This window comes from Bernardetia sp. MNP-M8, from assembly GCF_037126285.1.
Taxonomy (GTDB): Bacteria; Bacteroidota; Bacteroidia; order Cytophagales; family Bernardetiaceae; genus Bernardetia.
This window is the reverse complement of the sequence record NZ_CP147012.1, coordinates 3,836,667-3,852,657: the sequence shown is the minus strand read 5'-3', so window position 1 is coordinate 3,852,657 and position 15,991 is coordinate 3,836,667. Positions and strand designations below refer to the sequence as shown.

General features: G+C 30.9%; 17 protein-coding genes. 10 read left to right on the top strand and 7 right to left on the bottom strand.

The window, feature by feature from the left end; genetic code table 11:
* Positions 1–110 precede the first annotated feature (110 nt).
* The 4 genes from ccoN to V9L04_RS15650 all read right to left on the bottom strand — a co-directional run bounded on the left by ccoN (position 111) and on the right by V9L04_RS15650 (position 3,590).
* Positions 111–2,306, bottom strand: a complete 2,196-nt coding sequence (gene ccoN / locus V9L04_RS15665) for a cytochrome-c oxidase, cbb3-type subunit I (RefSeq protein ID WP_338790797.1) — start codon at positions 2,304–2,306, stop codon at positions 111–113.
* Between the two features lie 117 nt (positions 2,307–2,423).
* A complete protein-coding gene (gene ccoS / locus V9L04_RS15660) occupies positions 2,424–2,603 on the bottom strand; it encodes a cbb3-type cytochrome oxidase assembly protein CcoS (RefSeq protein WP_338790796.1) in 180 nt (59 codons plus the stop codon).
* Positions 2,604–2,908: 305 nt separating this feature from the next.
* Positions 2,909–3,178: a hypothetical protein gene (locus V9L04_RS15655; protein ID WP_338790795.1), complete on the bottom strand. Its 270-nt coding sequence runs from the start codon at positions 3,176–3,178 to the stop codon at positions 2,909–2,911.
* A 169-nt stretch (positions 3,179–3,347) separates the two neighbouring features.
* Positions 3,348–3,590, bottom strand: a complete 243-nt coding sequence (locus tag V9L04_RS15650) for a hypothetical protein (protein ID WP_338790794.1) — start codon at positions 3,588–3,590, stop codon at positions 3,348–3,350.
* A 78-nt stretch (positions 3,591–3,668) separates the two neighbouring features.
* Here V9L04_RS15650 and V9L04_RS15645 point away from each other — a divergent pair, with 78 nt between their 5' ends.
* Positions 3,669–4,760: a transposase gene (locus tag V9L04_RS15645; protein ID WP_338790163.1), complete on the top strand. Its 1,092-nt coding sequence runs from the start codon at positions 3,669–3,671 to the stop codon at positions 4,758–4,760.
* Here the strand turns inward: V9L04_RS15645 and V9L04_RS15640 are convergent.
* Positions 4,757–5,242 (bottom strand): hypothetical protein, encoded by a 486-nt coding sequence (locus V9L04_RS15640; RefSeq protein WP_338790793.1) that lies wholly within the window; start codon positions 5,240–5,242, stop codon positions 4,757–4,759. The genes V9L04_RS15645 and V9L04_RS15640 overlap by 4 nt on opposite strands.
* A gap of 99 nt (positions 5,243–5,341) precedes the next feature.
* Between V9L04_RS15640 and V9L04_RS15635 the strand changes: the two genes are divergently transcribed.
* From V9L04_RS15635 to V9L04_RS15620, 4 genes are all read left to right on the top strand, one after another.
* Entirely contained in the window at positions 5,342–6,187 is an 846-nt protein-coding gene (locus tag V9L04_RS15635; protein ID WP_338790792.1) for a M28 family peptidase, read from the top strand.
* 133 nt (positions 6,188–6,320) lie between these two features.
* Positions 6,321–6,665, top strand: a complete 345-nt coding sequence (locus V9L04_RS15630; RefSeq protein ID WP_338790791.1) for a hypothetical protein — start codon at positions 6,321–6,323, stop codon at positions 6,663–6,665.
* A 188-nt stretch (positions 6,666–6,853) separates the two neighbouring features.
* Positions 6,854–7,999: a methionine aminotransferase gene (locus V9L04_RS15625; protein WP_338790790.1), complete on the top strand. Its 1,146-nt coding sequence runs from the start codon at positions 6,854–6,856 to the stop codon at positions 7,997–7,999.
* Between the two features lie 19 nt (positions 8,000–8,018).
* The gene (locus V9L04_RS15620) at positions 8,019–8,543 is read left to right on the top strand and encodes a hypothetical protein (protein ID WP_338790789.1); all 525 of its coding nucleotides are present in this window, start codon (positions 8,019–8,021) and stop codon (positions 8,541–8,543) included.
* Between the two features lie 58 nt (positions 8,544–8,601).
* On the opposite strand, the gene V9L04_RS15615 is transcribed toward V9L04_RS15620, so the two are convergent.
* Both V9L04_RS15615 and V9L04_RS15610 read right to left on the bottom strand, forming a co-directional pair.
* Positions 8,602–10,512, bottom strand: coding sequence for a hypothetical protein (locus V9L04_RS15615; RefSeq protein WP_338790788.1), 1,911 nt, complete (start codon positions 10,510–10,512; stop codon positions 8,602–8,604).
* 126 nt (positions 10,513–10,638) lie between these two features.
* Positions 10,639–11,310 (bottom strand): O-methyltransferase, encoded by a 672-nt coding sequence (locus tag V9L04_RS15610; protein WP_338790787.1) that lies wholly within the window; start codon positions 11,308–11,310, stop codon positions 10,639–10,641.
* Between the two features lie 74 nt (positions 11,311–11,384).
* On the opposite strand from V9L04_RS15610, the gene V9L04_RS15605 reads away from it, so the two are divergent.
* The 5 genes from V9L04_RS15605 (at position 11,385) to V9L04_RS15585 (ending at position 15,989) form a co-directional block, all read left to right on the top strand.
* Positions 11,385–11,741 (top strand): four helix bundle protein, encoded by a 357-nt coding sequence (locus tag V9L04_RS15605; protein WP_338790786.1) that lies wholly within the window; start codon positions 11,385–11,387, stop codon positions 11,739–11,741.
* Between the two features lie 48 nt (positions 11,742–11,789).
* Positions 11,790–13,001, top strand: a complete 1,212-nt coding sequence (gene recF / locus V9L04_RS15600) for a DNA replication and repair protein RecF (RefSeq protein WP_338790785.1) — start codon at positions 11,790–11,792, stop codon at positions 12,999–13,001.
* Positions 13,002–13,288: 287 nt separating this feature from the next.
* Entirely contained in the window at positions 13,289–14,338 is a 1,050-nt protein-coding gene (locus tag V9L04_RS15595; protein WP_338790784.1) for a hypothetical protein, read from the top strand.
* A gap of 51 nt (positions 14,339–14,389) precedes the next feature.
* Positions 14,390–14,935: a hypothetical protein gene (locus V9L04_RS15590; protein ID WP_338790783.1), complete on the top strand. Its 546-nt coding sequence runs from the start codon at positions 14,390–14,392 to the stop codon at positions 14,933–14,935.
* Positions 14,936–15,011: 76 nt separating this feature from the next.
* A complete protein-coding gene (locus tag V9L04_RS15585) occupies positions 15,012–15,989 on the top strand; it encodes a radical SAM protein (RefSeq protein ID WP_338790782.1) in 978 nt (325 codons plus the stop codon).
* Positions 15,990–15,991 lie beyond the last annotated feature (2 nt).

Below are 15,991 nucleotides of genomic sequence, written 5' to 3'. Positions count from 1 at the left end.
AATTTTTTTTATCCTCAACGACGCTTTTAAGCTCGTTGACAGTTATTTAAAATAGATGAAATTAACCGTCGTTGAGGCTCAAAATGCAGCCGTCAACGAGGGTTTTTAAATTATTTTTTAGGCAAATATTGAGGGTCAACCTTTTTCACATCTGTACCTAATCGTTGTAGATAGGCAATGAGTGCAATAATTTCTCGGTCTGCTTTGACTTCAATATTATCTTTGGCTAAATTCTCTTGAATGCCTTTAGCTTGTTTTGCCATATCTTCATGTACTTGTTTCTCAAATCCTTTTGGATAAGGAACACCCAAACTTTGCATCGCTTCAATTTTTCGTTCTGTCAAAGAAGTATTTAATTGATTTTCGATCAGCCAATAATAAGGAGGCATAATCGAACCGGGAGACGTAGATTGTGGGTCGTACATGTGATTGAAGTGCCACGAATCAGGCATTTTTCCACCTTCACGCTGCAAATCGGGTCCTGTTCGTTTCGAACCCCATAAGAACGGACGGTCATAAACAAATTCTCCTGCTTTAGAATAATCTCCATAACGTTCGGTTTCATCTCTAAAAGGTCGTATCATTTGAGAGTGACAAACGGCACAGTTCTCACGGATATACAAATCACGTCCTTCAAGCTCTAAAGGTGTATAAGGTTTGACGGCTGCAATGGTAGGAACATTTGAGCGAATCAAGAATGTAGGCACAAATTCGATAATTCCCCCAATAAGAATAGCGATTGTACTCCAAAATAAAAGTTGTAATGGACGTTTTTCAATCCAAGAGTGCCAGTGTCCACCTTTTTCTTTTTCCTGAACTTTGATAGCTGGTGCAGATGCTTTTTCTTCTGGTACAAATCTTCCTTGTTTAATAGTCTTGAAGATATTATAAACCATAATCAATGCACCAATGATATATAAAGTACCACCAAATGCACGCATATAATACATTGGCAAAATCTGTGTAACTGTTTCTAAAAACTCATATTTCAAGAAGCCAGCAGGAGTAAATTCTTTCCACATTAAACTTTGTGTCCAGCCTGCCCAGTAAATCGGAATTACATAGAATAAAATTCCTAAAGTACCTATCCAAAAATGAACATTTGCCAATTTGGTAGAGAATAACTTTGTACTGAAAAGACGAGGCATAAGCCAATACAGCATTCCAAAAGTCAAGAATCCATTCCAACCTAATGCACCTACGTGTACGTGAGCGATTGTCCAGTCTGTATAATGACTAATTGCATTTACATTTTTGAAAGAAAGCATTGGACCTTCAAATGTAGCCATACCGTAAGATGTCAAGGCAACAACCATAAACTTCAATACAGGATTTTCACGAACTTTATCCCAAGCACCACGCAAAGTAAGAAGTCCGTTGAGCATTCCACCCCAAGATGGAGCAATCAGCATCAATGAAAAAACAGTTCCTAACCATTGCGCCCAATCTGGTAAAGCTGTATAAAGCAAGTGGTGAGGACCCGCCCAGATATAAATAAAAATCAATGCCCAATAGTGAATAATTGAAAGACGATACGAATAAACAGGACGATTAGCAGCCTTTGGAACAAAATAATACATCAAGCCTAAATACGGAGTTGTCAAGAAAAATGCAACAGCATTATGACCATACCACCACTGAACAAGCGCATCCTGTACGCCTGCATACAATGAATAACTTTTAGTAAATGAAACAGGAAGAGCCATTGAATTTACAATGTGTAAAACAGCAACGGTAACGAAAGTAGCAATGTAAAACCAAATCGCTACATACAAATGTTGCTCTCTACGCTTGATGATTGTTCCCATCATATTAATACCAAAAATAACCCAAACTACTGCAATTGCAATATCTAAAGGCCATTCTAATTCTGCATATTCTTTAGTGGTTGTATATCCCATAAACAAACTAAGAGCAGCAAAAACGATAATAAGTTGCCACGCCCAAAAGTGAAGTTTACTCAAAAAATCACTAAACATACGAGCTTTACAAAGTCGTTGAAGCGAGTAATAAACTCCTGTAAAAATTCCATTTCCTACAAAAGCAAAAATAACAGCGTTGGTATGAACAGAACGAACACGCCCAAATGTAAAATATTCAGTGAAATTGAACATTGGATGCGACATTTGAAGTGCTGCCAGTAGACCGACCAGCATTCCGACAAGTCCCCAAAAAGTGGTTGCATAAGCGAAATTTCTTACGATAGTATTATCATAAGAAAAATGCTCTAGTTGTAAGCCTTCCCATTTTCCTTTTTTTTGAGGAGGGCTTTCAGGTGTAATTGGATTGGAGGTTTGATTTTCCATAGATTATTTATGTGAATTGATATATAGAATTTTAGATTTTGTTCCTGATTGAATTTCTATTTTTATCTATCAGACAGGGTTAAAACCTGTACAATTGATATATTTTTGTTAAAGATTCTATTTTTGAATTTCTTTTGAATCTGCCTTTTGAGCAATTTCATTGTCATCAAATAAAATTCGCATACTTGGTGTATAAGTATCGTCATATTGATTGTCTTTGACCGACCAAAAAAAGGCAGCCAAAAAACCAAGAGCGACAATTAAACTACATACAACTAGAACAATTAAAACCTGCATATTTTTTATTTTTTGAGAATAGAAACTGATAAATGCTTTCTTTCTGATTTTCTATACTACAAATTTAGACTACCTAAGTACCTAGAAATAGGAGAGTGTTCAGTAGTAAATATGACTTTTGACAGGTTTTGATTTTTTATATTCTAGCGCAAGATTCTATCTTGTGATTGTGTTTTTGTAAGCCCATGGTTGCTGAAATGATAGACACAAGGTAAAACCTTGCGCTAGTATTACAAAGCATAAAAAAACACCTTCCTTTATTCTGAAAGGTGTTTTGAGAAAAGTTAGTGAGTGTGTGCTAGTTTTTATTTTTTGTTGAACATTGTACGGCTATTGCTATAAATCGTGAAAGCAGCCATAACAAGCAATACACCTATAAAAACAGTTATTGCACCAAGTGAAAGAAGTCCGATTTCCTCTAATGTAATAGTTGCCTTACCACTTGCAGATTGGGCGAAAGTAGAATTAGAAAATAGCATTGTTAGCATAAAGAAAAAGACACCAACAATTTTGCTTGCTTTTTTAGTTACTTGGTTAGAAGATTTTGCGAATAAAGAAACGATTGTAATTTTCATCTTGTATATAATTTTGAGTGTAATTTTGAATTGAATAATTGAAAATCATAAGAGTAAATTAATTTTGAATACTCTTTTTTGATTTTCTATACTACAAATTTACGGCACTCAAACGCCTAGAAATAGAACAGGCTTCAATAGAAAAGATGATTTTTGGCAGGTTTTAAGATTATTCTAAATTTAGCTCTTGTTTTAAATAATAAAAACCTTTCCATTCACATCCTCTATCTATAAATACAGTTTCTTCATCATTATATGTAAGTGTATATGCATCGACTGTTGTACAAAAATAGATTTGAGGGATTATTGTCATCTCAATTTCAAAATGCCTAATCGCAATAAGTTCTTTCTCTTTTAGCTTCTTCTTTCTTTTTTTATATTTGAGGTAGTAGTCATTTACAGTACTGGACATGAGTTAAATTTTTGACAAAGAAAGGACAGAAAGAGTTAATTTAGAAGTGTGAAAACCAAAAAGCTCTATTCCGTCCTGTTGAACAAATATACAAAGGAATTTTCAGATATTCCTATTCATCATGTTCATACTACTTTGTTGCTTATTAGCTGTATTCTGATAAAAGAAACAGTTAATTTAAACAAGTTAAAAAACCAAGTAGGTATTTTTTTAAATTCTCCTACTGTTCAAATTAATTCTCATTATAAGCGTCTTACTCGCTATTTTTTGGATGTTTATGTCCAAAAAACACTTTGGAAGTTGATTTTAGTTTTTAGTATAGGTTCTTTTTTAAATAGGAAGAAGGTAAAAAAAGAAATTTTCTATCTAGCTATGGATGGTAGTGTTTGGCAGTTAGGCGAATATACGTATCACGTTTTGGTATTAAGTGTTATTTATAGAAAAATGGCTATTCCTATTTTTTGGATAAATTTAGAACGAAAAGGCAGTTCTACTTTGGCTCATCGTAAAAGTTTATTAGCATCAGCTTTACTGTTATATCCTTTTTTGAAAAGATTTACAATTTTAGCTGATAGAGAATACAAAGGTAGAGTTTGGTTTAGGTATTTAGAAGAACAAGGATATACTTATATTATTCGGCTTTGTAAAGGAGATTATCAATTAGAGGTTAAAAAGTACCACAGTTTGCTTAAAAAAGCTAAATTAGGCAAATTAGTAAGTCAAGAATTTGAAACTGACTTTGCAAAAAAACTAAAAATAGTTATTTCTTATAATGGGCAAGCAGCAAAAGAAAGTGAAAAATTTGTCATTTTATTAACCAACAAATATCGTTTAACAAAAGAAAAGATTAGTGCTATCTATTATTTAAGATGGAAAATAGAGTGTTTATTTAAACATTTGAAAACAAATGGATTTCATTTAGAGGAGGTAGGAATGGTAAATCCAAGAAAAATTCGTGTTTTAATGGCATTAGTAATTGCATCTTTTTTACTCTGTATCTTAGAAGGAGTAAAAACAAAACAGAGAGTAAAAAAAGACAATGAATCTTTTTATGAATCTGTATTTAGAATGGGGTACGGAAAAGTAGTATTTTACGCTACTTCCATAGACCAAATAATAAAAAAAATAGTTCAATTATCGAAAAACTACAAAATTCAAAATACAACCTAAATTAAACCATGTCCAGTACTGTAGTAGTCATTACCTTTTTTGGTAATAATAATTTTCTCTTCATTATTATGAAAACAACCACTGGATTCTACTAAAATAGAATAAGATTCTTCATTTTTTAGTTTGTCTATAATTGGTTTGTGATTTTGAGCTGCATAATCCAAATAATCTACACACAAATTAATTACTTGATTATTATTATTTTCAGAAATATTTATGGTTAGAGTGTCAGAACCAAATAGTGTATAGTATTCTAATTTGTACTCTCCATTCTCTAAATCTGTGAAAATTCGGCTATTTTGATTTTTTAGATTTACTTTTCTAATCAATACATTATCTTTATACAAACTAAAATTGGGGGAAACATAACTCTGTTTTTTTGTTCTACAATCTTCAACGTTTATATAAAGTGAGCTTTTCGTTTGAGCATAACTCAAAGAATATACAGCTAACATAAGAAAAATTGATACTAACTTTTTCATAAATAAATTGATTTGTTGGTTATCTAATTTGCAGAAAAATAATCAAAATAAGTCATATAAAGTATATTGCAAAAAAATAATCTAAAACATACTAAAACAATGAACCTCCTAAAAACCGTTCAAAACCTAGAAAATAAAACTGATGAGCAGCGTTATGATTTTATCATCAATTTTTTAGAAGAAAATGAAATAAAGTATCAAATTCATCACTACAAGACAGGAAAAAATATAATCATCAAGACAAATGAAGACGATAATTCAGACAAACCTTATATTGGAATAAGTTCTCATTTTGATGTCGTTCCTAATTCGGGTGGTGCAAATGATAATGCTACTTCGATAGCTGTCTGTTTGGATATTTTGATGAGAATAAAAAACGAGCTAAAACAAAACTCTTCTTTTTTAGAAAATCTAGCTTTTGATATACGAGTTTTTATTTTTGATGAAGAGGAAAGACAACTTTTAGGTTCAAGAGCTTATGTAATGGAATTTGGAAGACAAGAAATACGAAAAGGAAAAATAATCGGACTTATAAATCTTGAAATGTTAGGACAAGGAGACAAACTTGCACTTTGGAATTTGGATGATACTGAGAAAACAGGAAAGGTATTAGAAACATTAGAAAAAACTGCAAAACAAAATGGTATTTTCACAAAACGTTTTGATAAAATTGTTACCAATACGGCTGATCATGTGAGTTTTAGACATGCAAAACTTCAAGATGCTTTTACCATTACGTGTATTTCTCAAAAAGATATGGAAATTTCTTATCAGTATTATGAAGCACAAGATACTGGTGCAAGTATTATGACACTAATGGAAATTATAAATCAAGCTCCTATTTTTCAACATTATCACAAACCAAGTGATTTGAGTAAACATTTGAATGAAGAAAGTATGCGAAGAGTTTCAGATTTGATTTGGGAAACATTACTCAAAATGTAACTCACTCTTTAGAATGAGAAGTAATTTTTCATAATGTATAACAGACTTCCTAGTCTGTTGGAAATACACATTTTTAAAAACAGACTAGGAAGTCTGTTATACAACTTTACCAAAAGTACAAACTTCAATAAAAATGCACGACCAAAATAAATATCTAACTAAATATGTTCTTAGGTATTGTAGGAATTTTATGACAGATGAAGAAAGGTTGATTTGTGATTATCTTCTGTATAAAGAATATCCAACAAATAATTATAAAGTAAAATTTATAAAGTATAAATTAGGACTTACTCCAAAAATAGAAGAAGCTCTTGATGCTATTTTTGAAACTAAAACCAAAGAAGAGTTTTACAAAGAAATGGTAGAAAGAATAGTAAAAAATCATAACTCAGACTTAAATCTTTGTCCAAAATGTAATGAAGTTGCTAGAACTGATACAGCAAAACAATGTAGATTCTGCTCTCATGATTGGCACTAGTTATTTTATCAAATAATTGTTTATGTACAATCAAATCACCTGATATGTCAAAAATGTCTTGACAGTTTTATTTTTTACGGTATATTTGCCCTTGAATATGGCTTGTTTAATTTGTGTTCAACAAGATTCATTACTATTTTTCCTTACAATATTCTTATTTTAAACCACTTTAAAATACTTATTACTAATTGATTACAACCAAACTTCCAAAGGTAGGCACAACTATTTTTACAGTTATGTCTGCGCTTGCTCAAAAGCATAATGCAATTAATCTTTCACAAGGTTTTCCAGATTTTAGAGTCAATGAAAACTTAGTCAAGGAAGTCACAAAAGCTATGAATAATAATTTTAATCAGTATGCTCCAATGGCTGGTTTTATGCCTCTACGTGAACAAATTGCTCAAAAAATAGAGAAAATGTATGGTATTTCTTCTAATCCTGATACAGAAATTACAGTTGTTTCGGGTGCATCAGAAGGGATTTTTGCTGCCATTGCTGCCACAGTAAGAGAAAATGATGAAGTGATTATTTTTGAACCTGCTTATGATTTATATGTCCCAGCTATTGAGCTTCAAGGAGGAATTGTAAGGCATATTTCTTTATCTGCACCTAGTTTTAGACCTGATTTTGAACAACTCAAACGCCTTATTTCGCCAAAAACTCGTTTGATTATTTTCAATACGCCACACAATCCAACAGGAACAACGTGGACAACAGAAGATTTAGAAACTTTAGATTCACTTTTAGAAGGAAGTCGGATTTTAGTAATTAGTGATGAGGTTTATGAACACCTTATTTTTGATAATCAAAAACATCAAAGTGTTCTTTCTTATCCAAACTTGAAAGAGCGTTCGTTTGCTGTCTTTTCGTTTGGCAAAACTTTTCATGCAACAGGTTGGAAAGTGGGCTATGTAATTGCACCACAAAAACTAACTGCCGAGCTTCGCAAAATTCATCAATATATTACTTTTAGCACTGTTACACCAATTCAAGTGGCATTAGCTGAATTTTTAAAAAATGAAGAAAATTATATTCATTTAGCTGATTTCTATCAAGAAAAAAGAGATTATTTATGTAAACTTTTAGTTCAAACTAACTTTACTTTTACACCCACACAAGGAACTTATTTTCAACTCGTTGATTATTCTAAAATTTCTGACCAAAAAGATACTGATTTTGCTGTTTGGCTAACTGAAAAAATTGGCGTTGCAAGTATTCCAATTTCTCCTTTCTATCAAAATGAAAATAATAATTCAGCTAAAATTCTACGTCTTTGTTTTGCTAAGAATAATGAAACATTGGAAAAAGCTGTGGAAAAATTGAGTAAGCTTTAGCATTTAAAAATTATAAATCATGATAGAAATTAAGGAGTGGACAAAATATAAAAAGTTAGAGTTTAAAGATCAAAAGTTAGGAAATATTGATTTGAGCTTGTTAGACTCTATTGATAATAATTTTTTTGATTTTGATACAGAATTAGTATTTGAAAATTGTGAAATAAAATTATTTAATGCTGTCTGTATATGTTTAGAAAAATCTATAACTTTTATAAACTGTAGAATAGACGAGCTATACTGTCATGCAACTTATTTTTGTGGAGGATTTAATATGAAAAACACCATAATTTCCAAACACTCTACATTTGATTGTGGAGGACATAATATTGCCCCAAATGAATTCAAGATTGATAATTGTGTGTTTAATGGATACTGTGATTTTTTTGATGTTTATTTTGATGGAAAAGTAAAAATAACTGATAATTTTTTCAATAGAGGAACTAATTTAGAAATGTATTTAGCTTCTCCTTATGGTATAAAGGAAGGAATGCCTTTAATACTAGAAAATAATAAAGGCAATCTAAATCAAGTTGCTGAATAATAAAACAGTTTAGTAGCCGTTGTTGGTGTTTTAGCGAAGCGACACCAACAACATAAAATTACTCTTTCCCCAATTCCTTCCAAACTTGAAAGTATCCCTTTTGAAAATTTTTATTGAGTGCTGGGTCTAACAAAACATATCTTGTAATGATTTCTTCAGGATTTGCAGTTGGTTGAAGATAATAGTCTTTTTTTCCAATGTCCTGACCAAGCTGTTGCCATTCATTTTTGGAAATATCAGTTTGGGTAAGGCGTTTTAAGAGTAAGTTAGTGAGTGATAAATTGAGTTGAGAATAACGAGCTGTTGCATAAATCAATACATCTTTTTCTTCTTGTGTCTGTATTTTTTGTCCTACTTCCTTCCAAAACAAACTAGAATCGGCATAAGTAAGTCCTGTTTTCAATCCTACATTTAGTTCTAGAGCTTCTAAGGCTTCTTCCCAGTTTTGGATAGTTATGGCATCATTTGTTCTCTTTTCTAATTTTTGTGTGAGCAGCTCTGTATGTTTTTTTAATTCACCTTGTGGCTCTTCTTTTCCTATTATGCTTTTTGATTTGACAACAAAACTAACAGCTTCTGACAAATTATTTTCATACAAAGCATTTCTAATCTGTGCATCTAAATATTCTAATTGGTCTTTTTTTGCGTTGTCTAATCGTGGAGCGAGCTGGTCTGTACAATTTGGTAAAAATGGATTTTGCTTACAAATTTCTTCTGCTTGAGAGAAAAAACTAAAGGCTTCATCAAATTCTAGATTTTTGGAAGCATAATCTCCTTTTCGTATAAAAAATGCAAATAAATCAAAATAAACACTTTCTATAGCTGTTTGCAAATCGCTTTCAGTTTCTAATGCCAAGGTGAGTTCATTCCCTTTTGGAAGATGTGAAAGGTCTTGACGAGCATTGTCAAAATTTCCTTCTTGATAAAATAATTGCGCTCTACGAATTAAAGAAGGAACATGAGTAGGACATTTTGCCAAAACAGCAGTAAAGGTTAGTTGTGCCGAATTTGCTTTTCCATTTTCCAAATACTGTTTTGCTTGTTTATAATCATCTTGACAGGCTTTTTCAGATTGAGCTGTTGTAGCAAAAAGCAGAGAGCGAGTTTGTGTGTAAGAAGTCTTGAGGTTACTCAGTTGCTGACGAAGTTTTACAGGGTCTTCTTCTTCAGTAATAAGTTCGCTTGCATAAGCATCTAGTTTAACAATCGCATTTTCGATAGGAACTAACTTTTCTTTTGCTTCTAGTTCTTTTTTTGAGGTTGATTCAATTCCTTTGGTGTTTTCTCTTTCTTTCTGAATAGTCGTCAAATCTTTCAAAAAGCCTTCTATTTTCTGTGATTCGTTATAATATTCATCTATCAGTTTCACACGAGAACGAAGTCCTCTTTGCTGCAATTCTCCATAATGAAAAATTATACTTTCTATTAAAATTGGAGTAAATTCTTCTGTTGTAGGAAAAGCAACATCAACACTTACTTTGTGATTAATATCGAATTCTACTTTAGAAAACTCCTTTTTTATTGTTTTATCATCTATTTTTCCGTTTTTGACTTTATGCCCCCAAGTGACATCAAAACTTATTTGCTCGGGAAGTAAATAATCAGCTATCGAAAAATTACGATACATTCCTCCAGTTACTTCTTTAGAAATAAACGTAATTGTATAATTATCTTCTTTTTCAGAATTGAGGGCAATTTCTACATCATACTTTAGCTTATAAACAGTTGTTTTTTCATGTTTAGACAATATTTTTAGAGCTTCTTTTGGAAAATTATCATCTTCAAGTGTAGGTGATTTTTGTTTTTCAAAAACAAACTCCATTACACTTATTTCATTTTCACCTATATTATTTTGTTCTTCTGATTGAGCAAAAACTGCTGAAATAAGTGTATAAAAAATTACTAAAAATGCTGTAAGAAACAATTTTGAACTAACAAAATGGCTTTTAGTATAAAAAAAATAGTTCATATATTTTGATAGGTGTTATAGATAATTTTACTTTCCTTCTGCTTTAACTTTTCAGAATTTTATAGTTTTATAACGGAAATATACGCAAAACCTTATAAAAAAGACATAAACACCACAATTAAGAATCTATTCTTTAATTGCCATCATAAGTCCATCACGCAAAGGCAACAGCATGCTAAAAGTACGATTATCTTCTTTGTTTTTTTGATTGTATTCTATCAAAGCTGGTGTATCTTTATCGTTTTTCTTGAGTTCTTTGGGGTCTATCAAAACTTTTCCACTCCAAAGCACATTATCAGCAATTATAATTCCTCCCTTTCTGACTTTATCAAAAACTAAATCATAATAAAGACCATAATTTGATTTGTCTGCATCAATAAAAACCATATCCCATTCCTCTTTTTCTGTCAAAATAGTCGGAATAATATCAGCAGCATTTCCCAAGTGAAGTTTAATTTTATCTTCCAAACCAGCTTTTTTTACAAATTCTCTTGTAATACTTTCTTGTTCTACATTATTATCAATGGTATGCAAAACACCATTTTCTGAAAGTCCTTGCGCCAAACAAATGGCTGAATAACCTGTATATGTTCCAATTTCAAGAATGCGTTTGGGCTGCATTAATCGTGAAATCATTTGAAGGAAATTTCCTTGTAGGTGTCCAGAAAGCATACGAGGTTTGTTGGCTCTCAAATGTGTTTGACGGTCTAATTCTTTTAAAACTGGCAGTTCATCTTGAGAATGTGCCAAAGCATAGTTTTCTAAATCTTGTAGTAGTTCTGGTGGTAAAAAATCCATTTTTATTAGTGATTAGTGATAAATTGCCTTTTGGTATTAATTGTTTTACTATTTTTGTAATAAAAATTAAAGTTATGAATAAGGGTATTTTAAAACAAAAAAGTTTTCATTTTGCAGTTCGTATCGTAAATTTATACAAATATTTAGCTGACCAACACAAAGAGTATGTTTTATCCAAACAAATTTTAAGAAGTGGAACATCAGTAGGAGCAAATATACGAGAAGCTGAATTTGCTCAAAGTAATTTAGATTTTATACATAAACTATCTATTTCACAAAAAGAAATTAATGAAACAATTTACTGGTTAGAGCTTTTAAAAGAAACAAATTACATAAAAGAAGAACAATTTAAAAGTCTAAATAATGACGCAATAGAAATTTTAAAAATCATTACAAGTAGTATTAAAACAATGAAAGGAAAAATTAAATAAATATTGGCTTTCATTAATCACTAAACATTAATAACTAATCACTATTCCATGTGGATAAAACAACTAAGCCTCACTCATTTCCGAAATCACGAAGATACAAAATCTAATTTTGAAGAAAATATAAATTGTCTTGTTGGCAAAAATGGAAGTGGAAAAACAAACCTTTTAGATGGAATTTATTATCTCTGTATTGGTCGTGGTGCGTTTAGTTATACAGATACTCAGCATTTACAACATGGAAAGACTTTTTTTTCATTGAAAGGAACATTTGAAAAAGAAGGAAGAAAAAATACGGTTCAGTGTATTGTAGAAAAGGGAAAAGCAAAAGTCATAAAATTAAATAACAAGCCTTATCCAAAAATAAGTGAACACGTAGGGAATTTTCCTTGTGTTTTGCTTGCCCCAAATGACACCGATTTGATACGAGAAAGTAGCGAACTAAGACGCAATTTTTTTGATACCATTATTTCACAGATTCATAAAAATTATATTGGACTTCTTATAAAACAAAAACAGATTTTAAGACAACGAAATCAACTTTTGAAAGATGCAGACCAGCAAGAGAAGTTTTTAAAGAAAGATGTTTTGGAAATTTACGATGAACAACTTTTGCCTGTTTTTAAAGAAATTCATCGTTTTAGAACTGAATTTATGACTGACTTTATGCCTATTTTCTCAGAAATTTATGCAGCTTTAGCAGATGAAGAAATGAAAATAAATTATCGTTCGCACTTAGAAGGCAATGAGAAAGAAGGAGTTATAAAAGAACAAGAGGAAGAAATAGAAAACGAAAATCAAGAAACAGATGAAACAGAACCTAAAAAATCAAAACGACCTAAAAAAGAAACACCTAGTTTTGAAAGCATTTTTAAAGGGAATTTATTGAAAGATTTGATTTTACAACGCACAGAAAAAGGAACGCACAGAGACGATTATAAATTTTTACTAAGAAAAAAAACATTGAAACATTATGGTTCTCAAGGACAGCAAAAATCATTTGTAATTGCACTCAAACTAGCTACTTTTTCTATTATTTATAATCAAACACAGATAAAACCAATTTTACTTTTAGATGATATTTTTGATAAATTAGATGAAAGCAGAATTGAAAACCTATTAAAACTACTCTCAAAATCCAACTTCGGACAAGTATTCGTTACCGATGCAAGACCCGAACGAACACGAAAGTTATTAGATTCTTTTGGCAGACCGATTGCTTTTTTTGAAGTGAAAGATGGGAGTGTTGTAAATGATGAGTGATGAATTTATGTCCTTTTTTGAAATTGTAGTTAAAGTAGTTAAATTGTATTTTATTACAGTAATTCCCAATGTAACACGAATTCAATCTCAAAACTATGATTTAGTCATTTTTTTGCTAAAAAAATCAACATTTAAGAGAGTTTAAAGCTACTTTTTCAAATTTTTGAATCCTAGAAAGACGTTTTATTGCTAATTTACTTTACATTGGGAATTGCTGATTTTATTAGACATTTTAATTAGGATAGATAGGAAAGAAGCAAATGCAATTTATCAAAAACTTTAAGTGAATGAAATTTAACCCTTTTAGAAAAATTAGAAAAAATAAAATGGATTTTAACCTTCCAAAAGTTTACCGAACAAAAGTCATTAGAGGAGTGTCAATACCTAGTATCATTAGAAATGGGACTCATTTTTTTGTTGATTTAGAAGTGTACGAAGACGGACGTGTGGAATGCTGGAACTTTGAAGACTTTGAACACTTTAAAAAGGATGTAAAGAGAGGTTGGGTTTCAGTTAGTATTCCTAACGGAGAAAACATATCAATTCATGGTCTTGGTAGCTGGAGTATAAATGATGGTGTTTGGATACACAACAAAGAATCATTTATTGATTATGTATGGTCAGTTATCAAATACCTAAACCCAAACTTAGATAACCTGTATAGTTATTCAGAAAAAAGGGAAAACAACATTATAATTGGTGAGAGTGGGAAAGGTAAAATTTATAAGGAAAATAAAAGAATTATTGACGACCCTTTTCCTGAAAAGGTAATAGGAAAGGGAACTAATCTGTTCCTAAAAGATAAAGAAGGCAAATATCATTTAATAAGATTAGATATTTATAATGAAGAATCTATAATAGTAAACCGACTTGAAAAATCTTTTGAAGTATCATTGGTTCAGCTTGAACAAATGATTTTGGAAGAGAAGTTATTATCTGAACTACCAGATGGAGTACAAGTAAATATTTTGGGATTAGGAAACTTCAAAGTAGAGAAAAAACAGTACACTACGAGAATATCAGAAAAACTACTTGAAATAAAAGACACCATCAGAAAACTGGAAGGAAAGCCTTCAACTATTGAAGTATGTATAAAAATACATCAACAATACACTGTGAACCCCACTAATGATTTAAGAGAACAACTAAAAGAGGCTTATGAAAATATTCCTGAACATGAACGAGCGTATGTAGGTGACATGGATGTGAAGGACACAATAGTCAGAATGATAATATATGGAGAACAGGAAATAGAGAATTGGTCACATTATCAACTTGCAAAGAGAATGGGAGAAAAACTTCCTTCTATCAGTATTCCAAAACCAAAAAATGATTAGAAAAATCAAAGATATATATAACCCTGTTTTACACAAAGAAAAATACATTTAATGTTGATTGAAAAACTCTACAAATTTCTAGATGGCGATACCAGTCTTTCACAATTTGAAGATTGGGTTTATAGATGCGTTGAGCTTGAGGAGTTAATTGGTGAAGAACACTATCGATTTCTACTAGTGTTCAATTATAATAATCGTAATTCAGAATTAAATATAAAGGATTTTATCTTTGCCAACATTATTAATAAGGAAGAGTTTATTGACTGGAAAATAGATACATTATTAAGTTCTCACAAAATCAAACTTCCAGATGAAAACCTTTTTTTATATGCAAAACAAAACCCTAGCTTTTTAAAAGGCAAACAGTTTAAATTCCAATCATATCGTGCTGGGATAGAAGTCGAAATTCTTTGGGCAGAAAAAATATATTCAGATGACGAATACCTTTATCTTGGGACATATGAAAAAACCTATATTGATTTACTTGTAAATAAAGAAGATGAAATTTGGATTGATTATAATATTATAGATAAAAAAGAATTTTTCGCTAAAGATATAAAAGAAGCTATCAGAAAAATATTCAGTCAGAAAATATAAAACTGCATCCAACAAGATATAATTGCATATAACCTGCTATTTTACTGGCACTTATACAAAACTACTTACTGATTTTATGCGCCTCATCCCCCACCCCATCTTATGTAATTATTACCTAACTTATCGCTGCAATGCAACGTGTAGTTTTTGTGATATTTGGGAAAAACCATCGCCTTTTGTAAAAGTAGAAAACGTAGAAAAAAATCTATCTGACTTAAAAAAACTAGGCGTAAAAGTAATTGATTTTACAGGAGGAGAACCTCTCTTACACCCAGAACTAGACATTTTTTTAGATATTGCTAAAAAGAAAAAGTTCATTACGACAGTTACCACAAACGGAATCCGTTATCCAAAACTAGCTGAAAAATTAAAAGGAAAAATAGATATGTTGCATTTTTCCTTAGATGCAGCCGATGCCGAAACTCACGACAAAATGCGTGGTGTAAAGTGTTTTGATAAAATAATGGAATCGATAGAAATAGCTAAAAGTTTGGGAGAGCGACCAGATATTTTGTGTACTGTCTTTGAAGGAAATTTTGGAGAAATAGAAAAAATCTATGAAACTATTACTTTGAAAAATAAATTAGTTTTGATTCTTAATCCTGTATTTGAATACAATTCTGTGGATACATTGGGAAATTTGAACAAAGAATATTTACAAAAGCTATTACAATTCTCTAAGAAGAAATTAGTCTATCTCAATGAGGCTTTTATAGATTTGCGTTTGGAAGGAGGAAACAAGATTGAAAAGCCGATTTGTAAGGCTGCTAGTTCTACACTCGTTATTTCGCCAGAAAATAAATTGGTTTTGCCTTGTTATCATTTGGGAAAAGAAGAGTTTGAAATCAATGATAGTTTGTATGAATTATATCATTCTGATAAAATAAAAAGTCTTATTTCAGAAGAAGGAAAACTACCTGAGTGTGAAGGTTGTACTATTAATTGTTATATGCAACCTTCTTTTGCTGTGGAAATAAACCGTTTTTTTTGGAAGGCTTTGCCTAGCACACTCAAGTATAATTTTATGAAAGGAACGTGGAAGAATTTATTATAAAT